The organism is Sphingopyxis sp. (assembly GCF_016704835.1).
Classification (GTDB): Bacteria; Pseudomonadota; Alphaproteobacteria; order Sphingomonadales; family Sphingomonadaceae; genus Sphingopyxis.
On sequence record NZ_JADIZJ010000021.1, the window covers coordinates 52,670 to 77,079 of the forward strand.

At 64.1% G+C, this 24,410-nt stretch carries 27 protein-coding genes; 13 read left to right on the forward strand and 14 right to left on the reverse strand.

Going from position 1 to position 24,410, the window contains the following annotated elements; genetic code table 11:
* Nucleotide 1 precedes the first annotated feature (1 nt).
* Nucleotides 2-1,936 carry an excinuclease ABC subunit UvrC gene (gene uvrC / locus IPF76_RS15280; protein ID WP_293845834.1) on the reverse strand — a complete coding sequence of 645 codons (1,935 nt, stop codon included), beginning with the start codon at nt 1,934-1,936 and terminating at the stop codon, nt 2-4.
* Nucleotides 1,937-1,992: 56 nt separating this feature from the next.
* Here uvrC and IPF76_RS15285 point away from each other — a divergent pair, with 56 nt between their 5' ends.
* Both IPF76_RS15285 and IPF76_RS15290 read left to right on the forward strand, forming a co-directional pair.
* Nucleotides 1,993-2,727: an SDR family NAD(P)-dependent oxidoreductase gene (locus tag IPF76_RS15285; protein ID WP_293845836.1), complete on the forward strand. Its 735-nt coding sequence runs from the start codon at nt 1,993-1,995 to the stop codon at nt 2,725-2,727.
* A 64-nt stretch (nt 2,728-2,791) separates the two neighbouring features.
* On the forward strand, nt 2,792-3,397 hold the full coding sequence (locus tag IPF76_RS15290) for a glutathione S-transferase family protein (RefSeq protein ID WP_293845839.1): 606 nt from the start codon (nt 2,792-2,794) through the stop codon (nt 3,395-3,397).
* A 57-nt stretch (nt 3,398-3,454) separates the two neighbouring features.
* On the opposite strand, the gene IPF76_RS15295 is transcribed toward IPF76_RS15290, so the two are convergent.
* The 8 genes from IPF76_RS15295 to IPF76_RS15330 all read right to left on the reverse strand — a co-directional run bounded on the left by IPF76_RS15295 (nt 3,455) and on the right by IPF76_RS15330 (nt 9,974).
* Nucleotides 3,455-3,988 carry a F0F1 ATP synthase subunit B gene (locus IPF76_RS15295; protein ID WP_293845841.1) on the reverse strand — a complete coding sequence of 178 codons (534 nt, stop codon included), beginning with the start codon at nt 3,986-3,988 and terminating at the stop codon, nt 3,455-3,457.
* Nucleotides 3,981-4,478: an ATPase gene (locus IPF76_RS15300; RefSeq protein WP_293845844.1), complete on the reverse strand. Its 498-nt coding sequence runs from the start codon at nt 4,476-4,478 to the stop codon at nt 3,981-3,983. Before IPF76_RS15300 ends, IPF76_RS15295 begins: the two co-directional genes overlap by 8 nt.
* A gap of 72 nt (nt 4,479-4,550) precedes the next feature.
* A complete protein-coding gene (locus tag IPF76_RS15305; protein ID WP_293845847.1) occupies nt 4,551-4,781 on the reverse strand; it encodes a F0F1 ATP synthase subunit C in 231 nt (76 codons plus the stop codon).
* Between the two features lie 42 nt (nt 4,782-4,823).
* Nucleotides 4,824-5,576, reverse strand: coding sequence for a F0F1 ATP synthase subunit A (locus IPF76_RS15310; protein ID WP_293845849.1), 753 nt, complete (start codon nt 5,574-5,576; stop codon nt 4,824-4,826).
* A gap of 60 nt (nt 5,577-5,636) precedes the next feature.
* A complete protein-coding gene (locus tag IPF76_RS15315) occupies nt 5,637-5,966 on the reverse strand; it encodes an AtpZ/AtpI family protein (RefSeq protein WP_293845852.1) in 330 nt (109 codons plus the stop codon).
* A gap of 209 nt (nt 5,967-6,175) precedes the next feature.
* Nucleotides 6,176-6,580, reverse strand: a complete 405-nt coding sequence (locus IPF76_RS15320) for a YdbL family protein (RefSeq protein WP_293845854.1) — start codon at nt 6,578-6,580, stop codon at nt 6,176-6,178.
* Nucleotides 6,581-6,594: 14 nt separating this feature from the next.
* Nucleotides 6,595-6,810, reverse strand: coding sequence for a YnbE family lipoprotein (locus IPF76_RS15325; RefSeq protein WP_293845856.1), 216 nt, complete (start codon nt 6,808-6,810; stop codon nt 6,595-6,597).
* Nucleotides 6,807-9,974: a YdbH domain-containing protein gene (locus IPF76_RS15330; RefSeq protein WP_293845858.1), complete on the reverse strand. Its 3,168-nt coding sequence runs from the start codon at nt 9,972-9,974 to the stop codon at nt 6,807-6,809. Before IPF76_RS15330 ends, IPF76_RS15325 begins: the two co-directional genes overlap by 4 nt.
* Nucleotides 9,975-10,547: 573 nt before the next feature.
* Here IPF76_RS15330 and IPF76_RS20965 point away from each other — a divergent pair.
* Nucleotides 10,548-10,874 carry a JAB domain-containing protein gene (locus tag IPF76_RS20965; protein ID WP_366499734.1) on the forward strand — a complete coding sequence of 109 codons (327 nt, stop codon included), beginning with the start codon at nt 10,548-10,550 and terminating at the stop codon, nt 10,872-10,874.
* Between the two features lie 60 nt (nt 10,875-10,934).
* Here IPF76_RS20965 and IPF76_RS15340 read toward each other — a convergent pair whose 3' ends face one another.
* Nucleotides 10,935-11,432 carry a calcium-binding protein gene (locus IPF76_RS15340; RefSeq protein ID WP_293845860.1) on the reverse strand — a complete coding sequence of 166 codons (498 nt, stop codon included), beginning with the start codon at nt 11,430-11,432 and terminating at the stop codon, nt 10,935-10,937.
* 29 nt (nt 11,433-11,461) lie between these two features.
* On the reverse strand, nt 11,462-11,755 hold the full coding sequence (locus tag IPF76_RS15345; protein ID WP_293845863.1) for a hypothetical protein: 294 nt from the start codon (nt 11,753-11,755) through the stop codon (nt 11,462-11,464).
* 202 nt (nt 11,756-11,957) lie between these two features.
* On the opposite strand from IPF76_RS15345, the gene purB reads away from it, so the two are divergent.
* The 8 genes from purB (at nt 11,958) to IPF76_RS15385 (ending at nt 19,469) form a co-directional block, all read left to right on the forward strand.
* Nucleotides 11,958-13,274, forward strand: a complete 1,317-nt coding sequence (gene purB / locus IPF76_RS15350; protein ID WP_293845866.1) for an adenylosuccinate lyase — start codon at nt 11,958-11,960, stop codon at nt 13,272-13,274.
* 65 nt (nt 13,275-13,339) lie between these two features.
* The gene (locus IPF76_RS15355) at nt 13,340-13,687 is read left to right on the forward strand and encodes a LapA family protein (RefSeq protein WP_293845869.1); all 348 of its coding nucleotides are present in this window, start codon (nt 13,340-13,342) and stop codon (nt 13,685-13,687) included.
* Nucleotides 13,684-14,358: an orotidine-5'-phosphate decarboxylase gene (gene pyrF / locus IPF76_RS15360; RefSeq protein ID WP_293845872.1), complete on the forward strand. Its 675-nt coding sequence runs from the start codon at nt 13,684-13,686 to the stop codon at nt 14,356-14,358. Before IPF76_RS15355 ends, pyrF begins: the two co-directional genes overlap by 4 nt.
* A gap of 115 nt (nt 14,359-14,473) precedes the next feature.
* Nucleotides 14,474-15,103 carry a phosphoribosylanthranilate isomerase gene (locus IPF76_RS15365; RefSeq protein ID WP_293845875.1) on the forward strand — a complete coding sequence of 210 codons (630 nt, stop codon included), beginning with the start codon at nt 14,474-14,476 and terminating at the stop codon, nt 15,101-15,103.
* Entirely contained in the window at nt 15,100-16,365 is a 1,266-nt protein-coding gene (gene trpB / locus IPF76_RS15370) for a tryptophan synthase subunit beta (RefSeq protein ID WP_293845877.1), read from the forward strand. The genes IPF76_RS15365 and trpB overlap by 4 nt, the downstream gene beginning before the upstream one ends.
* Nucleotides 16,362-17,153 carry a tryptophan synthase subunit alpha gene (trpA, locus tag IPF76_RS15375; RefSeq protein ID WP_293845879.1) on the forward strand — a complete coding sequence of 264 codons (792 nt, stop codon included), beginning with the start codon at nt 16,362-16,364 and terminating at the stop codon, nt 17,151-17,153. The genes trpB and trpA overlap by 4 nt, the downstream gene beginning before the upstream one ends.
* Complete coding sequence (accD, locus tag IPF76_RS15380; RefSeq protein WP_293845882.1) at nt 17,150-18,001, forward strand: acetyl-CoA carboxylase, carboxyltransferase subunit beta; 852 nt, start codon at nt 17,150-17,152, stop codon at nt 17,999-18,001. Before trpA ends, accD begins: the two co-directional genes overlap by 4 nt.
* A 127-nt stretch (nt 18,002-18,128) precedes the next feature.
* Nucleotides 18,129-19,469, forward strand: coding sequence for a folylpolyglutamate synthase/dihydrofolate synthase family protein (locus IPF76_RS15385; protein WP_293845885.1), 1,341 nt, complete (start codon nt 18,129-18,131; stop codon nt 19,467-19,469).
* 70 nt (nt 19,470-19,539) lie between these two features.
* On the opposite strand, the gene IPF76_RS15390 is transcribed toward IPF76_RS15385, so the two are convergent.
* Complete coding sequence (locus tag IPF76_RS15390) at nt 19,540-21,021, reverse strand: MFS transporter (RefSeq protein WP_293845888.1); 1,482 nt, start codon at nt 21,019-21,021, stop codon at nt 19,540-19,542.
* A 104-nt stretch (nt 21,022-21,125) separates the two neighbouring features.
* A complete protein-coding gene (locus IPF76_RS15395; RefSeq protein ID WP_293845891.1) occupies nt 21,126-21,563 on the reverse strand; it encodes a response regulator in 438 nt (145 codons plus the stop codon).
* Between the two features lie 154 nt (nt 21,564-21,717).
* Here IPF76_RS15395 and IPF76_RS15400 point away from each other — a divergent pair, with 154 nt between their 5' ends.
* The gene (locus IPF76_RS15400) at nt 21,718-22,581 is read left to right on the forward strand and encodes a pseudouridine synthase (RefSeq protein WP_293845894.1); all 864 of its coding nucleotides are present in this window, start codon (nt 21,718-21,720) and stop codon (nt 22,579-22,581) included.
* A 5-nt stretch (nt 22,582-22,586) separates the two neighbouring features.
* Nucleotides 22,587-23,129: a 16S rRNA (guanine(966)-N(2))-methyltransferase RsmD gene (gene rsmD / locus IPF76_RS15405; protein ID WP_293845897.1), complete on the forward strand. Its 543-nt coding sequence runs from the start codon at nt 22,587-22,589 to the stop codon at nt 23,127-23,129.
* Between the two features lie 9 nt (nt 23,130-23,138).
* On the opposite strand, the gene IPF76_RS15410 is transcribed toward rsmD, so the two are convergent.
* Complete coding sequence (locus tag IPF76_RS15410) at nt 23,139-24,410, reverse strand: MFS transporter (RefSeq protein ID WP_293845900.1); 1,272 nt, start codon at nt 24,408-24,410, stop codon at nt 23,139-23,141.

Here is a 24,410-nt window from a genome sequence, read left to right on the forward strand (position 1 = left end):
CTCACCGCCCCGCATGATAAAAATCATGCACCGCCTGCGCCACCGCCGCGCTCACCCCCGGCGCCTTCTGCAAATCCTCCAGACTCGCCCCACGCACCGCGCGTGCGGTGCCGAAATGCATCAGCAGTGCTTTTTTCCGCGACGGCCCGATCCCCGGCACCTCGTCGAGCGGCGACGAACCCATCGCCTTCGACCGCTTCGCCCGGTGCGCGCCGATCGCAAAGCGGTGCGCCTCGTCGCGCAGCCGCTGGATATAGAACAGCGCCGCATTGTTTGGCGGCAGGGTGAATTCGCGCCCGTCGGGCCAGTAAAAAGTCTCACGCCCGGCATTGCGATCCGGCCCCTTGGCAACCCCGATGAAGGGCAGATCGTCGATCCCCAGCTCGGCGAACACCCCCGCGACCGCCGACACCTGACCTTTGCCGCCATCGATCAGCACCAAGTCGGGCCATTCGCCCTTCGTCCGCTCGGGGTCTTCTTCCAGCGCGCGGGCAAAGCGGCGCTGGAACACCTCGCGCATCATCGCGAAATCGTCGCCGGGCATCGTGTCGGCGCGCTTAATGTTGAATTTGCGGTACGCGCCCTTGATCCAGCCCTCCGGCCCCGCGACCACCATCGCACCGAGCGCGTTGGTGCCCTGGATATGGCTGTTGTCGTAAATCTCGATCCGCTGCGGCGCGGTCTCCAGGTCGAACAACTCCGCCAGTTCGCGGCCCAGCTTGGCTTGCGAGCTGCTCTCGGCAAGCCGCCGATCGAGCTCCTCGCCGGCGTTGCGCACCGCCTGTTCGAGTAGGCGGCGGCGGTTGCCGCGCTGGGGCACGCTGATCTCGACCCTGCGCTCGGCGACTTCGCCCAGCGCCTCAGCGAGCAAACCCATCTCGGCGGGTTCGCGGTCGACGAGGATCGTCTTCGGCGGCGGCACGCCTTCGTAGAATTGCATCAGGAAGCTCGCCATCACTTCGGCTTCGGGAACCCCCGAAACATGCGCCGGAAAAAAGCTTCGATGCCCCCAATTCTGGCCGCCACGGATGAAGAAGCCCGCGATGCATAATTGGCCACCTTTGGCAGCGAGCGCAAAGACGTCGGCATCGCCCAGCCCGTTGGCGTGCACCGACTGGCTGCCCTGGATGAAGGTCAGCGATTTCAGGCGATCGCGCAGCACCGCCGCCTGCTCGAAATCCATCGCCTCGGCCGACTTGGTCATCGCATCGCCGAGGCGTTTCTGGACCGCCGTCGAGCGGCCCTCCAGAAAATCCTGCGCATCGCCGACCAGCCCGGCATATTCCTCCGTGCCGATCCGGCCGACGCACGGCGCGCTGCACCGCTTGATCTGATACAACAGGCATGGTCGCGAGCGATTGGCAAAGAAACTGTCGGTACAGCTGCGCAGCAGAAAGGTTTTCTGCAACGCGTTGAGTGTCTTGGCGACCGACCCGGCGCTCGCGAATGGCCCATAATAGCGCCCTTTCGCGCGCCTCGCGCCGCGGTGCTTCTGCACCCGGGGAAAATCATGATCCATCCGCAGCAGGATGAAGGGGAAACTTTTGTCGTCGCGAAGCAGGACGTTGTACGGCGGGCGATAGCGTTTGATCAGTTGCGCTTCGAGCAGCAGCGCTTCGGCCTCGCTCGTCGTCGTCACGATCTCCATCGCGCGCGTCTGCGATACCATGCGCTGCAACCGCTGCGGCAACCGCGCGACCTGCGTATAGTTGGTCACCCGGTTCTTGAGTGCTCGCGCCTTGCCGACATAGAGGACGTCACCGCGCGCATCGAGCATCCGATAGACGCCGGGGCGCGTCGGCAATTTGCGCACAACGCTGCGGATCGCTTCGGCGCCGCGCTCGAGGTCGGGCTTGTCGTCGGCCTCGCCGCTGCCGCGGATAACGTAAGTCGCCTTCTCTTCGTTAAATCGGTCGGGAGCGTTCGGGCGAGCCATGATTTGCATGTAGGCGATGGTGATGCGAGCCGCCATAGTGTGTAAGGGCAAACGACATGGGAGAGGCCCGTATGGACGTCAGAGGAAAATTGGCGCTGGTCACCGGTGGCAGCGACGGGATCGGGCGCGAGATTGCACTGCAATTGCAGGGTGCGGGCGCGGATGTGATCGTTACCGGCCGTTCAGTGGAGAAGCTGCAGGCGATGGCGGCGCTCGGGTTTGGGACGATCGCTGGCGATTTATCGACCGCGGTTGGCGTCGATGCGGTGGTCGGGTGCGTATCGGGCAAGCCGCTCGCCCTGCTCGTCAACAATGCCGGCGTGGGCAGCGAATATGAGCTCGCTAACGCCGCGACGCTGGAAAGCGCGGCGCATTGCATCCGCACCAACCTTGATGCGCCGATCGCGCTCTGCACCCGCTTGCTCCCGACGCTGCGTGCTCAGCCCGAGGCGGCGATCGTCAACGTCACCTCGGGTCTCGCCATTGCGCCGCGGGCCGGTGGTTCGATCTATTGCGCGACCAAGGCCGGACTGCGCAGCTACACCCAGGCGATCCGTCATCTGCTCAAGGACAGCAATGTCCACGTGATCGAGGCGCTGCCACCCGTCGTCGAAACCAACATGACCGCGGGCCGTGGCGGCAAGAAGATGAGCGCACACGACTGCGCCGCCGAAATCGTCCGCGGTATCAGGACCGGCAAAAGTGAGGTCAATGCCGGGATGGTGAAGATTTTGCAGTTCGTCCACAGCATCTCGCCGGCATTAGCGCGGCGGATCATGATCAAGTTCTGAGGGTCGCGCGAATGATCACATTATACGGCGGCGCGGCTTCCGCGTCGCGTGGTTGCTCGAAGAAATGGGAATCTCATACCGCCTGCGGCAGGTCGACATCCTCTTCGGGCTCGAACAGGACACCGAGTTCCTGGCAATCAACCCCGCCGGTTTCATTCCTGCGATCGAGGATGGCGACACTATAATGGTCGAATCGATCGCGATCATGGAATATCTGCTCGCGCGCCACGGCCCGGACCCCCTTGCGCTCACACCGGACGATCCCGCGTTCTCCGCCTATCAGCAGTTTCTGCACTTGGGCGAGGCTGGCCTTGCCGGGCCGATCAACGCCATAGTCGCGACCAATATCCTCGCCCCCGAGGCCGATCGGCACAACTGGACCATGGGTTGGGCGCTCGACCTTTTCAAAAGTCGCCTCGGTCTCGTGACCCGCCAGCTTGCCAGCACGCCGTATATCGCGGGCGACCGTTTCACCGCCGCCGACATATCCGTGACCTATGCCCTCGAATTTGCTCAGCGCACCATTGGCTTCGCGTTCGGCGCTGTGGAACTGGACTATATCGCGCGGAGCGCGGCGCGTGAAGGTTACCGCCGCGCGATGGACCGTTGCCCCGCGACCAAGGCCTGGGTCGTGACCTTGGCCGCCTCGTCACCGGCAAATTGCACCTAACAAGCAAAACGCCCGCGGAAATCCGCGGGCGCTCTGTTGTCGGCCATGCTGGAGTGATCAGCCCTTGGCGACGCCGGCGATAGCCTGATCGACCAGTGTCTTGTCGGCCTTGGCGTCATGCTTCTCCGCAATCAGCGCCGCCGCCGCCGCGGTCGCGGCCTTTGCGGTCGCAGCGCGGACTTCGGTCAGCGCCGTCGCTTCGGCCGCTGCAATGCGATCCTCGGCCATCTGCTTGCGGCGAGCGATCAGCGCGGTGGCGTCGGCCTTGGCCTTGGCGACCAGCGTTTCGGCATCGCTTTCGGCGCGCGCGCGCATAGCCGCGGCTTCCTTCACCGCACCGGCGAGCTTCGCTTCATATTCGGCTTTGAGCGATTCGGCATCGAGCCGCAGTCGTTCGGCTTCGTTCAGTTGCTTTGAAATTTCGGCAATCTTGTTGTCGAGCATGCCCGCGATAAACGCTGGCACCTTCTTCCACAACAGGATGGCTATGAAGATCGCCATCGCAATCGACACCCATACGGTTGCCGTGATGACACCGAAGGACGCCGGCTCAGCGACCGCTTCGGAAAGGATCAGCGCAAAATCAGCCATGGAGCACCGCCTTCACCGCCGCCTGGGCATCCATCGCGCCGACCTTCACGCCCGACAGTTTGGCGACAAGGTCGCTGGCGGCTTCCGCCGCAACCGATTCGATTTCGGCCATCGCCGACGTGCGCGCCGCGGCGATGTCGGCTTCGGCCGCCGAAAGCTTGTCGGCAAGTTCGGCATCGATCTTGGCCAGACGCTTTTCAGCATCCTTCGCAGCCTTGTCCTTCGCGTCCGTTACCGCTTTTTGCGCAGCGGCGCGACTGGCATCGCTCTGCTGGCGATAGCTTTCCTCCAGGGTGTCGGCAGCGGCGTGCGCGGATTTCGCCGCTGCCAGGTCGTCGGCCACCTTGCGGTCGCGCGCGTCCACCGTCGCCTCGATCTTCGGCAGCATGCCGCGGCCGATGACGAAAAAGACGAAGCCGAAGGTCAGCAGCACCCAGAAAATCTGCGATGCGGCGTACCAGCTTTCAGCAAATTGGCTGATTTGAGGCATGGATTTACTCGACCGACAAAAGAAAAGCAGTCGCGGGGCCCGACTCTAGCGAGCAGGCCCCGCAGACGAAAATCAGGCTGCCTTGAGGTACAGCAGGATCGCGATCAGGAACGACAGCAGGCCGAGAAGTTCGGCGGCGGCGAAGCCGATGAACAGGCGGCCCTGCTGGCCGTCGGCCGCACCCGGGTTGCGCAGCGCGCTCTCGAGGAAGCTGCCGAACACATTGCCCACACCGATGGCGGCCATACCGGCACCAATAGCGGCCAGACCGGCGCCGATGAGCGAAGCTGCTTGAACGTCCATTGTATAACTCCTTGGGAAAAACGTCGATTAAACGGTTGAAAATCAGTGAAGGTTGATCGCGTCATTGAGATAGAGCGACGTGAGTAGTGCAAAAACATAGGCCTGGATCCCCGCGACCAGCAACTCGAGGCCGCTGATCCCAACCATCAGTGCCATGCTGGGGATGCCGACACCAAGGCCAATCGCCGGGCTGGCGGCGAGACCGTCGATGATAAAGGAGGCAAACACCTTCATCAGCACGTGACCCGCGGTCATTGCGACAAACAAACGCAGAGCGAGACTGAAAGGACGGACCATGAACGATACCAGCTCGATCACCGGGATCAGCCACAGCAGCCACCAAGGCGTGCCGTGCGGGACGAACAGCGAGAAAAAGTGGAGGCCGTGGCGCCAGAAACCCACGATCAACACGATCGCGAAGCTGAGGATCGCGAGGAAACCGGTGATCGTGAAGTGGCTCGTCACGGTGAAGGGATGGACGCCGAAAAGCCCTAGGGGCGCAAGGCCGATGAGGTTGAGCATCAGGATAAACATGAAAAGCGAGAACACATAAGGCGTATATTTGCGGCCCTCGGGACCGATATTCGCGTTCATCATGCTTGAGATGAAGCCGGTGAAGCCTTCAACCGCAACCTGCCAGCGACCAGGAACGAGCTGACGCTTCATGCCGCCGATCATGAAAATCCAGAGCAGCAGGCCCGCGACGATCATCCACATCGCACTCGTCGTAAAAGCAACCTCATGACCCCCGACATGGAACATGTCGAACATCTTCTGCACCTCGAACTGGTGCATTGGGTCCACTTTGCCTTGATCCGCCACGCGATACCTCGCCTAAATCCCAGTAACCCAGCGTCAATCCGGCTTTTTTGGCCGGACATTCGCAATCCGAAATATATTCCTGAAGGCGACCGCTATTCCGAGGAACAGTACCACCAACAGGCCCCAGGGAGCGGTGCCGGCAAAATGATCGATCGTCCAACCGACCAAAGCACCGCCACCCATTCCGCCCAGCAGTTCGGCCAGAACGCGGTTGCCGAGCCTATAACTGGCATCGGATTCCGGTCCGGCGTTCACCGCGGTCCGCTTCGCCTCTGCGGCTTCGGCCCGGTCCAATCGCTCGTTGAGCGAGACCAGGCGCGAATCCTCCGAGCCAAGTTCCGGATCGCTGCCGTTCCCCGTCATTTTGTGCCATCCTCCTGAAACAGAACCGGAAAGCCCCGATTCCGCCTGCGAAAAAAGGCCCGAAAATTCGGGGGACCCCTAAGGCGCGGTCCGTTTAGGAATGACGCCCGATTAAGTCAATGCTTGTGCGCAGGCGCACAAAAATGCCGCCGCGTTTAGGGGCGCGGCGGCATGTGGCGCCCGCGGGCGCCCTTGAACGATGGAACGGCTTACGGGCAGCTGGCGTTGCGAACCGGCGGACTGTCGTCGCGGGTCAGCCAGCGACCGTCGGGGGCCTGATATTTCTCGCCCGGCTTGGTGTTGGCGATCAGGTTGCAGCCACTGGTAAAGGCGAATTGCTCCACCGTGCTACCGGTCGCCTGCGCGCGCTCGGTATAGGCCGCCTTGCGCTTGATGTTCAGGTCCTGCACCAAAGCGCGGATCGCCGGAGTCGGGGTGCTGGCAAAGCCCAGATAGCCGTCGGGCTGCTCGCCGATCTGGCCCGCGGCGCGCGCCGCGGCATAGGCAGGATCGCGTTGCGCCATCGCCGACGGCACCGCGAGCGCAACAGCGGCGGTCGCCGCAATCGCAGCAAGCGCAAGTCCGGTCGGTTTCCACATCTTAAAACGCATCATGTCATTCCCTGTGTTCAGAATATCTCGCTATTCTGCTCGATGAGCTTCTTGGCATCGCCATCCAGTCTGTACACCACTTCCTGACGAATGTTGATGTTCAGGTTGATTTCGATCGGCTTGTCGGGCGTTTCGATCTGCACACAGCCGGTTAAGGCCGCAGCACCGATCAGAACTGCCAGACTGTGACCGACGATGGCCCGCCTCCTTGCTCCTGTCTTGGGTGTGTTCATCGCATGGGCTCGCTTTCTGGAGGCTGAACGGTGGTGGACCGGGCCTTTTCGGCCGCTTCGGCTTCTTCCTGCGCGCGCATCAGTGCGGGCAGATTCTGTTCGATCAGCAGCGACGGATCGTAAAACCCCTTCGCCGAGGTCAGCAGTTGGCGGAACGGCGCCGTAATCTTCACATTAAAAACCAACGGGATTCTGGCGACCGCAGTGGTTAGGAAATTGCGCGACGCGCCTTCGCCCTGCCCCACGCCGCCAAAGCGGATATCGGTCACCATCTCGCCGTCGAGATCCCCGTTCAAAATGATCGTGAGATCGTCATATTTGAGACTGCGCAGCGCGCCAAAGGCAAAGTTGGCGATGACCCCCAAATTGCGGTTCGACAATTCGCCGACGTAGGCGAGCGTCCCGCCGCCCTCGCGCGAATCGATCCGCCCGCCGACGATACGCCCGCCCAGCCCGCTGAACTCAACCGGCAGCGTCCCGTCGAACTTGCCCGTCGCGTTGATATTGTCGAACCCGAAGCTTTGCAGGAACACCGCGGCGTCGACCCCGACGATGTCGAACGACAGCCGCCGCGTCTGCTCGGCGCCGAAATCGAGTGTTGTCGGGTGAAGCAGCAATTGCCCGCCGGCAAATGGCCAGCTGCCTCCCTCGACCCTGACCCGATTGTCCCCGAGCAGCTGATATTCGATCTCGCCGTCGAGGACCGGGATGCCGGGATTGATTTCCTTGATCCGCGCGACCTGTCCGGGCGCGGACCTCAAGCCGATCAAATCGTCAAAGGTCAGCGTCGAGGTCAGTCCGCTCACCGGGCCGAACGCGGCGGCCAGACTGGCGTCGGCGGTCGCAAAAGTGCCGCGGCTGGTAACCCCGTCGGCGGTCCAATCGATCCGCCCATCGCCCACCACCGAACCCTGGACATTGGCGACGACACCCAGCGCCAGGCTGGTCAACTGATCGGGCTGGAACCGCTCGTCGAACCGCAGTTCCTTGACGAGCAAGTCCGCCCAGCCGCTTCCATCCGCGAACCGATGGCGAATGATCGTGTCGAGAATTTTCGTGCCGGTCTTTTGCTCACTGAACGCTGCCCTGGCATTGATCACGCCATCGGCGAAGCGCAGCGTCGCATCGTTGCTGATCAACGGCGCAAAGCGCGCCTCGGGGGCGGCATCGGTCAGCAACAGCCCGCCATCGAGCGTCAGCGCGCCGTCCGCCCAGCGCCATCCGCCCGCAATTTCGCCCAAGTTCAGCGGCACCGCGCCGATCTTGGCGCTGGCACCGCGCAAGTCACCCGCCATGCCCTGCGCGGTGGCGCGTCCGGCAATGCCCTGGGCACTGAAGCGCGTGAGGCTGTCCCCCTCTCCCAGCCGGAAATCGGCGAGCGCGAGCGTCCAGCGCATCGCGGTCAAGTCGATGTTCGCCGGGCCGCTGCTCACTGCGAACGGCGAGCTGCCGCTGGTGCCGCGCAGATTGATGCCCGGAATGCGGATCTGCCCGCGCAGCCCGCCCGGACCTGCGCTGAGCAAAGGCGCTCCGGCGCGGCTGCACACGTCGATCGCGCTTCGGTCAATCTGGAAGCCCGATATTGTGACACGGTCCGCGCTCACCCGGCTGCATCCGCCGTTCAGTGCGAACGAGCCAGTCGGGGCGACAAAGCCGTTTAACGGGACGCTCAACCGCTCGATCTGCCCGCCAGCCAATGGCCCCGACACGTCGGCACGCGTCGCGAAGCGCAGCAGGCCGGTACGGTCGCCCGAAAAGCGCACCGGCGCCAGCGTGAGCCGGGCGCCGCCCGCCTGATAAGAATCGAGGTTAGCAAGTCCCGTGATCGACCCGTCGCCGCGACGATCGAGGCTGAGCGAACCCGTCGGCAAGTCGTCGCCGCCAAAGCTCCAGCGGCCCGCGGCGAGAAGCGCGGGCTGCGACGCTCCGTAAATATAGCTGATGCGGCTGTCGGCGCTGCCGGTGAGGCGCGCGCCGCTCGCGCTTGCCAGTTGCGGTGCGATCAGGTCGATGCGTGCAAAACTTCCTTCGCCAGACAGCGTGAAATCGGCGCTACCGCCGACATCGGCCAGCATCCGGCTGAGCGCAGCGCTGGCTTTGGTCGCCAGCGGGCCGAGCGGCGTTTCGGCAAGGCTGCCGACGCTCTCGGTCAGCGCGCGTCGCATCGCCGGGCTGCCGCTGGCGCGCGCAAATCTGATATGACCGTCGAGCTTCGGCGCGCCGCTGCCGACAATGCCCCGGGCATCGACGCTCACCGTTGCGGCGGCGACGTCGGCGCCGCGTGCCCTTGCCATATCGGCATCCACGTCGATTTTTGTCGCGGCCGCGGTGCCTTCGAACTTGGCCAACACGCCCAGGCGATCGGCCTGTAGCGGTCCAGCGACGAGCTGCGCGATACTGGCGTCAGCTTCGCCCTTCCAGCTTTGCAAATCCTCCGACAGCGACAGATCAAGCGCGATCTGCGGCGACGCAGCGGTTACGCCGCCGTCAACGCACGACAGGCTACGCCCGCGCAAGGGGCCAACAAGCTGCGGTCGGACATCGCGAACGAGTAGGGTGCCGTAAAAGCTGACGTCGCCGCCGCTGCACCCGGCAGCGATGACCCGCGGTGCGACCAGCGCCAGCTTGCCAGTGAAGTCCCGGCGCAAATTGCCGCCGCCGTTCAGTGCCGCGCCGACGTTGCCCCATGGCGTTGCGACGCGCGCCCGCGCATCGCGCAACACGACGGTCAGGTCGGGCAAGGCAAAGACATCGGTGCTTGTTGGATCGCGAAATTTGTCGAGCGCCCCGAACGACAGGCGATCATCGACGAAGCGGCCATAAAGCCGGACACCCTCGGCGCGGATTTCGGTCACATAGGGGCCAGACCAGCCGTAGCCCAGCAGCACCTCGACCTTTTTCGCGATCAGATCGGGGTTGTTGGGATCTCCGATCACGACATTCGACAGCCGCTCGCTGCGGAAACCGATCGCATCGATCTGATATTGTGCCGGGACGCCCCTACTGCCGAGTTCATCGCTGATAAAACGGTCGGCAATCGGCTCACGCGCCACCCACACGCCAGCGATCACCACGATGACCGCACCTGCGGTCATCCATCGCTTCTTGAACAGCACCGTCCGGTGATGCCATTCGCGCCGCGGGGTGTCCTCCGCCTCAGTCATGACGGGGCCGCGACATGCAGGAATTGGAGCGAGATGGCAGGGCGGCAGATGACGTCATGGCGTTCAATGCGTCCCTCGGCCCGCCGGTTTCTATCAAAGCAACGCCGGGGATCCCGTTTCGCTGCAACAAATTGGTGCGGATCGCCATCATCTGTGTCCTATGCCCGTTGAGTGAGCCTCACAAGGCGGTTATTCGAGCGCGATGGCCGATGCCGACGCCTCCGATGCCACGCCCGATCACGCCGGGCACGGCGCACGTCGGCGCGGTCGCTTGCTTGACGGTAACGTGGACGGCATGGCCGACCATGAGCTCGTCGAATATCTGCCCGCGCTGGCCGTCCCGCGCCGCGACGCCAAGCTGCTCGCCAAGGCGCTGCTGCGCGAATTCGGTTCGCTGGCGCAGCTGATCAGCGCCGTTCCAGATCTGCTTCGCCGCGTCGATGGATTGGGGGACACCGGGAGCGCGGTGTCGAAGATCGTCCAGGCCGCCAGCCTGCCGCTGCGCATGGGCGAATTTCGCGACAAGACCGTTTGTCGGGTTGGGACGCGCTGCTCGACTGACTGCGCGCCGACATGGGACCGATCGATATCGAGCGCGTGCTCGTCTTGTATCTCAATTCGAGCAACATGCCGATCCGCGACGAACTGGCGAGCAAAGGGTCGATCGAACAGTCGGCCATCGATGTCCGCGACGTCGTCAAGCGCGCGCTTGAACTTGGCACGTCGGCGATCATCCTCGTCCACAATCACCCCAGCGGCAGCCCCGAACCCAGTCGTCAGAATATGGCGATCACCCGGGAAATCGACGATGCCGCGAGCAGGCTGGGGACAGCATTGCACGACCATATCGCCATCGGCGGATCGGAAGATTGCAGTTTCCGGGCGATAGGGATTTTATAAGACGAAACAGAAACAGCCGCCGGATTTCTCCGACGGCTGTACCACCCCGCGTAACGCTGACTATGCGCCGCGTGTAAGGAACCCGGTCAGTTCGGACTTGTTGACCGCGCCCGACTTGTCGCCATCGGCGGCGGCAAAGGCCTGACCAATCCACGTCTTCACCTCGGCCGATTCGGGATCGACGCCCGGCTCGGTCGCGGCGCGCAGCTTCTTCATCCACGTCGCAAATTCCGCATTGTTCAGATCGCCGTTGGCATCAGCATCATAGGTGGGAAATTCCTTATCGACGATTTGCGCGATTTGGGTCGGCGTGGCCGACGCTGCCGCGCCAGCAGGTGCAGGCTCCGTCGCTGCCGGGGGACTCGATGCAGCGGGGGCGGGCGCCGACGCATCAGGGGCCGGTGCCGGTGCCGGCTCAGTCGGCATAGTCGAATCGGGCATCGTTGCCGGTTCGGTCGCCGTCGTCGGGGCAGCCGGATCCACAGCGGGGGCGGTCGTCTGGGCGATCACCGGGAAACTTACGGCAGCGGCGCCGATCAAAAGCATCTGTTTCAACATTGTTGTTCTCCTAAGTTATTCGTTGGATGTTATTCCGGGTCCGGTTCGGGGGTCGGTTCGGGTTCCGGAGCAGGCTGGTCAGCCGGCGGGTTCGGCTCGGCTGCCGGGGGCGTGTCGGTCGGCATGGCGTCCTCAGTTGGGGCCGTGTCGTCCGTGGGATTGGCGTTGTCGGCGGGCTTTTCATCCGGCGCCGGTGCTGTGGTATCGGTGGGCGCGGGCGGCGTCTGACTGGTCGGTGCCGGTTCCTCGCCCGGCGGGGGAGTCGTCTGCGCCAGCGCAGGGAAGCTCACGGCCGCCGCGCCGATCAAAAGCATTTGTTTCAACACAGAATTTCTCCTTTCGCGGCGACTTTGTGGGTGTTTGCGACCCGTCGCCTGTTTTAATGGGGCATCTAAGCAACCGCCGGGTCCCGGCATGGTTGCCCGACCACGGCATTTGGCGAAACGCCTTGTCCCTGCTACGGGGCGGCCCGTCACGGTTCCGCTGCGATTGTGCGACAGAGCGCCCTTAAAGGAAGGAAATTCAATGGTTCCGCGTTACGCCAGGCCGGAAATGACCGCGATCTGGTCGGCCGAGAATCGCTTGTCCATCTGGTTCGCGATCGAAGCGCACGCCACCGATGCCCTCGCCGAGCTCGGAACCGTTCCCAAATCCGCCGCCAAAGCGCTGTGGGATTGGTGGGCGACGAAACCTGTGATCGATGTTGCAGCGATCGACGCGATCGAAGCGGTTACCAAGCATGACGTCATCGCCTTTCTGACCTGGGTGTCGGAAAATGTCGGCGAAGAAGCGCGCTTCATGCATCAGGGGATGACCAGCTCGGACGTCCTCGACACGTGCCTTGCGGTCCAGCTCGCGCAAGCGGCAGACCTGTTGATCGGCGATCTCGATGCGCTGCTTGCCGCGATCAAGCGCCGCGCCTTTGAACATAAGCTGACCCCGACGATCGGCCGCAGTCACGGCATTCACGCCGAACCCGTTACTTTCGGACTCAAACTCGCGCAGGCCTATGCCGAGTTTGATCGCTGCAAGGCGCGCCTGATCGCCGCCCGCGCCGAAATCGCCACCTGCGCGATCTCGGGCGCCGTGGGGACCTTCGCCAACATAGACCCCCGCGTCGAGGCGCACGTCGCTTCCAAGCTTGGCCTCAGCATCGAACCGGTATCGACGCAGGTCATCCCGCGCGATCGCCACGCGATGTTCTTTGCCACCCTCGGCGTCGTAGCCGGCTCGATCGAAAGGCTCGCCACGGAAGTCCGCCACCTTCAGCGCACCGAAGTGCTCGAGGCCGAGGAATACTTCTCACCGGGGCAAAAGGGCTCGTCGGCCATGCCGCACAAGCGCAACCCGATTCTGACCGAAAACCTCACCGGCCTCGCCCGCATGGTACGCAGCGCCGTTGTCCCGGCGCTCGAGAATGTGGCGCTGTGGCACGAACGCGACATCAGCCATTCGTCGGTCGAACGCTTCATCGGCCCCGATGCGACGATCACGCTCGACTTCGCGCTCGGCCGCCTGACCGGGGTGATCGACAAGCTGCTGATCTATCCTGAACGGATGCAGAAAAACCTCGATCGCATGGGCGGGCTTGTCCATTCGCAGCGCGTGCTGCTGGCGCTGACGCAGGCCGGCGCCAGCCGCGAGGACAGCTATCTGCTCGTCCAGCGTAACGCGATGCGGGTATGGGAAAGCGATGGCCAATTGTCGCTGCTCGAACTGCTCAAAGCCGACGCGGACGTCACTGCGCGCCTGTCCGCGGCGCAGCTGACGGAACTTTTCGACCTCGGCTATCATATGAAGCATGTCGACACGATCTTCGATCGCGTTTTCGGCGCGGCATAGCCGGACTGGAAAGCCGCGCCAATCTGGCATAGGGTCGTCATCAACCGACAGAGGAGCATGGAATAGTGGGAATTCTGCGGACGATCATCTGGGTCTTGCTGACCGCCGTGCTGGTGATTTTTGCCATGGCGAACTGGCTTGCCGTCACGGTCACCATCTGGCCGGGGCAGGTGCTCGACACCAAATTGCCCGTGCTGATCCTGGCATCCTTTCTGATCGGAAGCGTGCCGATGTGGATCGCGCTGCGCACCACCCGTTGGTCGCTCAAACGCCGTCTCGACGCCAGCGAGCGTCAGCTCGCCGATATGCGCGCGCTCGCCAACCGCCCCGTCGAGGCCGCGCCGGTGGTGGCGCCCGCCCCCGCGCCAGCCCCCGGAACCGCCTCCCCAACCCTGCCACTGGATATTCCATGAGCTCGCCGCTTTATCTCGCCATCGACAATCCGCACCTCGACGCCGCCGTCGCGCTGGCGCAAAAGGTTCGGCATCATGTCGGCGGGTTAAAGCTCGGGCTCGAATTCTTCTGCGCCAACGGTCATCACGGCGTCCATGAAATGGCGAAGCTCGGCCTGCCGATCTTCCTTGACCTCAAGCTCCACGACATTCCCAACACCGTCGCCAAGGCGATCCAGGCGCTGCGCCCGCTCGAACCCGCAATACTGACCGTGCATGCTGCTGGCGGCCGCGCGATGCTCGAAGAGGCGAAAGCCGTGGCGGGGCTCAGCACCAAGGTGGTCGCCGTGACCGTGCTAACCAGCCTCGACGCGCCCGATCTCGACGACATCGGCATCGGCGGCACTCCGCACGACCAGGTCGTCCGCCTCGCCGCACTGGCGCGCGAAGCCGGGCTCGACGGCATCGTCTGCTCGGGTCAGGAAGTGAAAGCGGCGCGCAAGGCGTGGCCAGGCGGTTTCTTCGTCGTCCCTGGAGTGCGCCCCTCGAACGGCAGCGCGGGCGACCAGAAACGCGTCGTCACTCCGGCACAGGCGATGGCCGATGGCGCCTCGATCCTGGTGGTCGGCCGCCCGATCAGTCAGTCCCCCGACCCCGACCTCGCGGCGCGCGAAATCGAAGCGACGCTGTAAGCTCCTCCCCATTTCTCGTTCGTGTCGAGCGACGGCGAGACACCCATCGGACCAACGCATTGCCGAGGGGCATCTCGATTTTGCTCGATGCGAACGGATAGCTTGAGTCAGTAACATGTCCCTACTCGTGAAAATCTGTGGCCTTTCCACCCCTGCGACCGTCGACGCCGCCATCGCACATGGCGCGACCCACATCGGCCTCGTCCATTACGAGCCGAGCCCGCGCCACGTCGATCTCAAGACCGCAGCGGAACTGCGCAAACGCGCCGGCCGCCACGTCCAGGTCGCACTGCTGCTCGTCAACGCTCCGCAGCAACTGACCGCCGATGCGCTGGCCTCGGTGCGTCCCGACATCATTCAGTTCCATGGCAATGAAAGCCCCGAATGGCTTGCTGTGGTCAAGCGGCTGGCGCCCGCGCAGGTTTGGAAAGCTGTCGGTCTGAAGGATGCTGGAACGCTGGATCGGATACAGAAGTATCAGGGCGCCGCCGACCGTATCCTTTTCGACGCCCCTGCAGCCGCGCTCCCCGGCGGCACAGGCACGCGCTTCGACTGGTCGCTGCTCAAGAATCATCGCCACACCATGGATTGGGGCGTCGCGGGCGGTCTGACGCCTGCGAACGTCGCCGAAGCGATCGCTGCGACCGGCGCGCCGCTGGTCGATGTGTCATCCGGGGTCGAAAGCGCCCCGGGCGTGAAGGATGTGGACAAGATCGCCGCTTTCCTTAAAGCGGCGCGGTCATGAGCACCCAATCCACCAGCTTTAGCAGTCAGCCCCCCGCGCACGCGAATAGCCTGCGCCAACAACCTGACTCGCGCGGCCATTTCGGGATTTTCGGTGGGCGCTTTGTCGCCGAGACGCTGATGCCGCTCGTCCTCGACCTCGAACGCGAATATCGCGCCGCGCAGAACGACCCTGCCTTCGCAGCCGAATTCGACGATCTGCTCAGCCACTATGTCGGTCGTCCCAGCCCGCTCTATTATGCCGAGCGGCTGACCGATGAACTGCGCAAGGACGCCCCCGCGGGCAAGGGCGCGCAAATCTGGTTCAAACGCGACGAACTCAATCACACCGGCGCGCACAAGATCAACAATTGCATCGGGCAGATCCTGCTCGCGCGCCGCATGGGCAAGACGCGGATCATCGCCGAAACCGGTGCAGGTCAGCACGGCGTCGCGACCGCGACCGTCTGCGCGCGCTTTGGCCTGCCGTGTGTCATCTACATGGGCGCGCGCGACATGGAACGGCAGCAGCCGAATGTGTTCCGCATGAAACTGCTCGGCGCCGAGGTGATCGGCGTCGAAAGCGGCGCCCGGACACTGAAGGACGCGATGAACGAGGCGCTGCGCGACTGGGTCGCCAATGTCCACGACACCTTTTACATCATCGGTACTGCCGCCGGCCCGCACCCCTATCCCGAACTTGTTCGCGATTTTCAGAGCGTGATCGGTAAGGAAGCACGCGCGCAATTGCTCGAACGCACCGGGCGCCTGCCCGACCTGCTCGTCGCCGCGATCGGCGGTGGGTCGAATGCGATTGGGCTGTTCCACCCCTTCCTTGACGATCCCTCGGTCAAGATGCTCGGCGTCGAAGCTGCGGGCCATGGGCTCGACAAGGAACATGCCGCCAGCCTCGCGGGCGGTTCGCCCGGCATCCTCCATGGCAACCGCACCTACCTGCTTCAAGACGAAGACGGCCAGATCGACGAAGCCCATTCGATCAGCGCCGGGCTCGATTATCCCGGTATCGGCCCCGAACATGCGTGGCTGCGCGACATTGGCCGCGTAGACTACACCAGCGCGACCGACAAAGACGCGCTCGACGCCTTTCAACTGCTCTGCCGCACCGAAGGCATCATCCCCGCGCTCGAACCGGCGCACGCGATCGCCGCCGTTACGAAGGTGGCGCTGGAAATGGACCGCGACGCGATCATCGTTGCCAACCTGTGTGGGCGTGGCGACAAGGACATCTTCACCGTCGCCGAGGCGCTGGGGACGCAGATATGAGCCGCTTCGCTGCCGCCTTCACCAAGCCTCATGCCGCGCTCGTCACCTTTGTCACCGCGGGTGACGGCCACACCGCCGCCATCCTCGACGCGCTCGTCGCGGGGGGCGCCGATGTGATCGAACTCGGCATGCCGTTCACCGATCCGATGGCCGACGGACCGGCGATCCAGGCGGCCAATCTGCGCAGTTTTGCCGCGGGCACGAAGACCGCGGACATATTTGCAATCGCCAAAGGCTTTCGTGCGCGCCATCCCGACATCCCACTCGTGCTGATGGGTTATGCGAACCCGATGACCCGGCGCGGTGCCGACTGGTTTGCCGCGGCCTGCCAGGATGCGGGCGTCGATGGCGTGATCTGCGTCGATATTCCGTTCGAGGAAGACGACAGCCTTGGCCCCGCGCTGCGCGCCGCCGGGGTTGACCAGATCCGCCTCGCCACCCCGACCACCGACGTGGCGCGCCTGCCCGCGGTGCTCGATGGCGCGGGCGGTTTCCTTTACTATGTCAGCGTTGCGGGGATCACCGGACTGCAACAGGCGGCGCAGGCAAGCATCGAGGAAGCGGTCGCACGCCTTCGCGCCCAGACTGCTCTGCCAATCGCGGTCGGCTTCGGCGTCCGCACCCCCGACCAGGCCGCACAGATCGCCAGGGTCGCCGACGGCGTCGTCGTCGGCTCGGCGCTCGTCGAGATCGTTGCGCAGCATGGTGCCGACGCGCCGCGCCACATCGAAACCTTCACCCGCAGCCTTGCCGCTGCTATCCACGGTGCAAAGGAGATTGCCGCATGAGCTGGCTCGACCGCGTCCGCAATGCCCTGCCCTTCACGGCGAAGCGCGATACCGCCGACAATCTGTGGCACAAATGCCGCCAGTGCCAGCAGATGGTGTTCGTCAAGGAATGGGAAGACAATCTCAACGTCTGCCCGCGCTGCGACCATCATGACCGCATCGGCGCGACCGAGCGTTTTGCGCAGCTGTTCGACGGCGGTCAGCACGAAATCCTGCCCGCCCCCGCGGCACCCGAGGATCCGCTGAAATTCCGCGATACCAAAAAATATGTTGACCGGATCAAGGCGGCGCGCGCCCAGACCGGCGATCGCGACGCCTATCAGAATGCATTCGGCCGCATTGGCAGCCAGCCCGCGGTCGTCGGCGTCCAGGATTTCGCCTTCATGGGCGGCTCGATGGGCGTCGCCGTCGGCGAAGCCTTTGTCGCCGGGGTCGAACAGGCGATCAAGCGCGGCTGCCCCTATATCGCGATCACCGCCGCCGGCGGCGCGCGGATGCAGGAAGGCACGCTGTCGCTGATGCAGATGCCGCGTGCTACCGTAGCCTTGGCCCGCCTTCGCCGCGCCGGCCTGCCCTATATCGTGCTGCTCACCGATCCGACGACCGGCGGCGTGACCGCCAGCTATGCGATGCTCGGCGACGTCCAGATCAGCGAACCCAAGGCGCTGATCGGATTCGCCGGCCAGCGCGTGATCGAAAATACGATCCGCGAAAAACTGCCCGAAGGCTTCCAGCGCGCCGAATATCTGCTCGATCACGGGATGATCGACATGGTGGTGCATCGCAAGGAGCTGCCGGAAACGCTGGGGCGGTTGATCGGCTATCTGGCGCCGGAAAAGGCGGCTTAACGTACACAAATATCGTCATTGCGAGGACCCCGGACTTGATCCGAGGGACGCGGCAATCCAGAGCAGCCGTAAACCGCTCTGAATTGCTTCACTTCGCTCGCAATCAGGGAATTCTTTGAGGCACCTAATGCCCGACCACGCCCACTCCTCCGATACCGAAGTCCAGGCCCAACTCGATCGCCTCGCCGCACTATCGCCGGGCCGCGATATCCTGGGCCTTGAGCGTATCGCCGAACTCTGCGCCCGCCTCGGCAATCCGCAAAACCAGCTGCCACGCGTCTTCCACGTCGCAGGCACCAACGGCAAAGGCTCGACCTGCGCCTATCTCCGCGCGATCCTCGAAGCGCAGGGCCGCCGCGTCCACAGCTACACCAGCCCGCACCTCGTCCGCTTCAACGAACGCATCCGCCTCGCCGGAACGCTGATCGACGACGCGCTGCTCGCGGCGCTGCTCGACGAAGTGCTCGACGTCGCGCACGATCTGCAAGCCAGCTTCTTCGAGGTCACCACCGCCGCCGCCTTTCTCGCCTTCGCGCGTATTGCCGCTGACGATTGCATTATCGAGGTCGGGCTCGGCGGCCGCCTTGACGCCACCAACATCATTCCGCCCCCCGCCGTGTGCGGCATCGCCTCGCTCGGCATCGATCATGAAGCGTTCCTGCTGGCTCCCGATGAGGGCGTGCCAGATGAGGCGATCCAACGCATCGCCTGGGAAAAAACCGGGATCTTCAAACCCGGCGCAGCGCTCGCTACGCTCGCCTATCCCGATTGCGTCATGCAACTCGTCAGTAAACGCGCCGCTGCCGTCGGCGGCACGCTCTTTTCTGAGGGCGAAGCCTGGTCAGTCGTCCCCCACGCCGACGGCTTCAGCTGGCAATCCAGGCGCGGCTCGATTGCGCCGACCCTGCGATCGCGCATGGCGGGCGCGCATCAAATGCGCAACGCGGGTCTCGCGATTGCCATGCTGCGCAGCACCCCTGACCCGCAACCCACCGACGATGACATTGTAAGGGGTGTTGCGGCGGCCTTCTGGCCCGGGCGAATGCAGCGGCTGGGCAGTGGTCCGCTGACCAGGCTGCTGCCCGACGGCACAACAATCTGGCTCGACGGGGGACATAATCCGGATGCGGGAGCGGCGCTGGCGATGGCGCTGGCCGATCAACCGCCGCTGCACATCGTCTGCGGCTTGCTGAGCAACAAGGACGCCATGGGCTTCCTGCGTCCTTTCGCCGACACGATTGCGTCGTTTCAGGCGGTGCCGATCCCGGGTCATGAGCATCATGATTCCAAAGATCTTTGCAATTGGGTCCAAAGCGAGTTGGGAATCGCGGACGCGCAGCCGTGCGATGACGTGGCGGCGGCGCTGGCGTTCATTGGCGACCACCGTGCCGCTGCCGACATTCTCGTCTGCGGTTCGCTCTATCTCGCTGGCGATGTCTTGCTGCGCAACGACGAGCTGCCCGATTAGGCAGTGCGCGCGGGCTTGCCGGTCCAGGCCAGCACGGCGCCAACAGCAAAAGCGAGGATCGACGACGCCATCACATAGCTCGTAAGTTGAAGCTGCTGCGACAACAACACCCCGACCAGCCCCGCAACCACCAGCACGAACCCGGCAATGCGGATCGCCCCGACCGGTTGGCGCAGCTTCTGATCATCGACCACCTCGGCCTGCCGCACGCCTTCGACGACATAGCCCTTGCTCCACAGCAGCCACAGCAGCAGCATGCCCGGGATCGCAGCGACGACGGTAAATCCCCAGAAAAGACCCAGCCAAAGTTCTCCGCGACGATGCCCGCCGGTCCCGCCATGAATGTACGCCCGACCCCGGCGAACGACGACAGCAGCGCAAACTGCGTGGCGGTATAAGCGATGTTCGACAGCCCTGACAGATAGGTGGCAAACACGGTCAGGCCGATGCCGCTCGTCACATTTTCGGTGACGATAGCGGCGACCATCATCCAGTAATTATCGCCTGTGGCGGCCAGGATCATGAACATGACGTTCGAGAACATCATCATCAGCCCCGAAATCACCAGCGCACGCCCCATCCCCAGCCACAGCAGGAACGGCGCACCGAGCGCCGAGCCGACGATCAAGGCACCAAAGCCCCACAGCTTGTTGGCCGAAATATAGTCCAGGTCGGCAAAGCCCAGATCGACGATCATCGGCCCCAGCATCGCTTGGCCCATTGCGTCGCCGACCTTGTACACCAGCACGAAGCCGAGGATCAGAAACGCTCCGTGACGGCTCAAAAATTCGCGAAATGGATTGACCACGGCTTCTGTCAGCCATTGCCCGGCCTTCATGCCCGACGCCTGCGCGAACCGATCGACGAATTTGCCCGGTCCCGCCCACAGCGCGCCGACAATAGCCGGAACGATGCTGAAAGCCGTCAAGCCATAAGCCGTCGCCCAGCCCAGCCCGAGCCCTTCATTCGACGCAAAATAGATCGTCCCGGCGCCCGCGATCAGATTGCCGGTGCGATAGCCGAACTGGTTCGTCGCGATGCCATGCGCGAACTCGTCGTTGTCAAGGATTTCGATGCGATACGCGTCGATGACGATATCCTGCGTCGCCGACAGGAAGGCGGTGATCAGCGCGCAGATTGCGAACTGGCTTATGTCGCCTGGCTGCGGGTTGCTCGCCCCCAATTGCCAGATTGCCACGAACAGCAGCACCTGAATGAAGAACAACCACCCGCGCCGTTGACCGAATCTGCTGGTCAGAAACGGAATCGGCAGCTTGTCGACAAGCGGTGCCCACAGGAATTTGAGCGTGTAGGGAATCCCCAGCGCGACCGCAAAACCGATAGTCGCGGTATCGATCCCAACCTTCGCCAGCCAGAAGGTCATCGTTGCGATCAGCAACGTCAGCGGAAAGCCGCTCGATATGCCAAGCAGGAACGTGACCATCGGGTTCTTGCGCAGATAGGGGCGAAAAGCAGGAATCGACAAGGCGACGATCACCAGCCCCACAAGCACCGCCACAAAAATTAAAAACCGGATCAGATCAATCGACATGCACAGGCTCCCCCGCATCCTCGTTCCGGGATGCCATCACGCTGATGGTTTGGCCTAAAGCGTCGCGGGCAAATTGGAAGCGGCGATTTATCGGTTGGCCGTGCTCAGGCGGCTTCGGGTCGCCAATAGGTCAACAGCCCGTTGACCTTGCGCGGCGCCTTGTTCTTGCAGGTCATCGTTTCGACCGCGCGCAGCGCCGCGACCAGCGCCGAAGCGCTATGCGGTTTGCTCAGGCAGGCGATCGCAATGTCGGCGGCGTCGTCCGGGCACCGCCCCGTCACCAGCAGCACCGCGATGCCGCGATCGCGCGCTAGGCGGGCGACTTCACGGCCGGTCATATGCCCCGCGAGCCCCAAGTCGAGCACCAGCGCGTCGATCTGTTCGTCGGCGATGATCGGCACCGCCGCCTCACCCGAATCGACCGTCGCGACGATGTTGTACCCGCTGTGTTTCAGCGTCCGCTCATTATCGAACGCGACAAGCGGATCATCCTCGATGATCAGCAGCCGCTTGATGCAGGACGGGCGGGACGCGAAGAGCATATTGTCTCCCTTTAACGGCGCCATGACGCGCTCTGTGTCGCCGTGCAAGATTGCTTCGGCTTCCCATCGACGAAGCGACACGTTTCCGGCTATGAGCGTGGCCACAGGGCAACACTATTGCCTGCATAACGACAAGAAAGCCGTACCCGTTCCCATGACCACCCGCCGACCACCCCGCGCCGCGCCGCGCTCAGCGCCCAAGTCCGCTGGCGACCGCGACGCCCCGAAAGGCCGCCGCGCCGCGCGCGGTGCCGCTTCCGCGCTCAAAGCCAAGCCGGCGGACGCCGAGCGCGACGAGGATGGCCCGCAGCGCATCGCCAAGCTGCTCGCGCGCGCCGGGGTCGGCTCGCGGCGCGATGTAGAACGCATGGTCGAGGAAGGCCGCATCGCGCTCAACGGCGTCGTCGTCGTCCAGCCCGCGCCGCTGCTGACCTCGCTTGAGGGGCTGACCGTCGATGGCAACCCGGTTGCCAAGCCCGTCTCAACCCGGCTCTATCGTTTCCACAAACCTTCCGGATGCATCACCGCGGCGCGCGACCCGAAGGGGCGCAAGACGATTTATGACGTGTTGCCGAAGGATCTGCCGCGCCTGATGCCGGTCGGCCGCCTCGACTATAACACCGAGGGATTGCTGCTGCTGACCAACGACGGCGAATTCAAACGCCAACTCGAACTCCCTGCCAGCGGAGTCGAGCGCACCTATCGCGCTCGGGCCTTCGGGGACATCAGCCAGGAACAGCTCGAAGAACTTGCGATGGGGATTACGATCGACGGCGTTACCTATGGCAAGATCGACGCCAATCTGGAGCGCCGCACCGGGCGCAACCAGTGGGTCGAAATGACGCTGACCGAAGGCAAGAATCGCGAAGTCCGCAAGGTGCTCGAACATTTCGGGCTGCAGGTCAGCCGCCTGATCCGCACCCGCTATGGCGCGTTCGAACTCGACGGGTTGCCCATGAGCGCAGTTGACGTCGTCCCGCGCGACGAATTGTTCAAATTCCGCCGGCATATGAGCTGACGGCGATGCGTGTCATTTCAGGCGAATGGCGCGGCCGCAAGCTGCTGGCGCCCAAGGGCGACGCGACGCGCCCGACTGCGGATCGCACCCGCGAGACCCTGTTCTCGATGCTGACGAGCCGCCTCGGCAGCTTTGAAGGACTGGTCATCGCCGACCTGTTCGCAGGATCGGGCGCACTCGGCATCGAAGCGCTGTCGCGCGGCGCCGCCACCTGCCTGTTCGCCGAGCAGGACCGCGACGCGCTCGACGTTCTGCGCGGCAATTTGTCCAGCCTGGGCGCGGCCGCGCGGGCCGATGTCCGCGCTGGATCGGTGCTCGGCCTTGGCCCGGCACCGCGCGCCTTTGACCTGTTGATGCTCGACCCGCCGTACGGCACCGGCGCCGCCAGCGTCGCGCTCGACAAGCTGCACCGGCTCGGCTGGATCGGCGCTGACAGCTGGGTGTCGGTCGAAACCGGACATGGCGAAAACGTCGAGGTGGCCGGCTTTGCCATCGACGCCGATCGCAAGGTCGGCAAGGCGCGGCTCACGTTGCTGCGCCTCGCCTGACAAGTGGGTTTAGCCTGGCGCCGTATCGGGGCGCACCAGGCGTAAGCCGATCCAGCTGACGATCCCGGCGATCGCCAGATAGAGGCCGACCATTTCGGTTCCGCCTCGCTCGGCAAGCGCCTGCGCGACGATCGGCGCCATCGCGCCGCCCAATATGCCGCCCGCGTTGAACGCCACCGACGCGCCGGTATAGCGCACGCGAACCGGGAACAGCCCGGTCAGCCAGCCGCCGAGCGGGCCGTACACCAGCCCCATCACGAACAGCGCCGTCGCCAGTCCCAGCCCGACGACGGGCCATGATCCCGACGCCAGCGCCGGTCCGAACAGGAAACCGACCAGCACAGTCGCGCCGCATCCCCAGGTCAATACGCGGTGCGGGCTCGACGCATCGCTGGCGTATCCGGCAAAGATGATCCCGACCGCCATGAACAGAATCGCGCCAAGCTGGATCAGCAGGAACTGCTCCTTCGGATACCCCAGCGCGGTAGTCCCGTGCGCCAGCGCGAACGAGGTCGCGAGATAGAAGATCGCGAAACAGGCCACGACGGCGAAGGTACCGGCCAGCGTGACGACCAGATGGTGGCGAAACAGCTCGCCGATCGGCACCGCGACGGGCACCTCCTGGGCCAGCGCGTCGGCAAAGGCCGGCGTCTCGCCGATCTTGAGCCGCACCCACAACCCCAGTCCGACGAGCACCGCCGACAACAGGAATGGAATCCGCCAGCCCCAGGCGGCAAAGTCGCTGTCGCTGAGCCACAGGCCGAGCATAAGGAACAAGCCGTTGGCCGCGACAAAGCCGACCGGCGCCCCCAATTGCGGGAACATCCCGAACCGCGATCGCCATCCCGGCGGCGCATTCTCGACCGCGAGCAGTGCCGCGCCGCCCCACTCGCCGCCCAACCCGAACCCTTGCCCGAACCGCAACAGGCACAGCAACAACGGCGCAACCCAGCCCACCATCGCATAGGTCGGCAGGAAGGCGATCAGCAGCGTCGATACGCCCATCAGCATCAGCGAAGCGACCAGCGTCGATTTGCGTCCGATCCGGTCGCCATAATGGCCGAACACGATAGCCCCGACGGGCCGGGCAAAGAACGCGAGGCCAAAGCTCATGAAGCTCAGCATCAGCTGCGCCGAGGGTGATTCCGACGGAAAGAACAGCGGCCCGAACACCAGCGCCGCGGCGGTACCGTAAATATAGAAATCGTAAAATTCGACCGCGGTGCCGACCAAACTCGCGGTCAGGATGCGCCGATGTTTGCGATAGGGTGCCAGATCCAT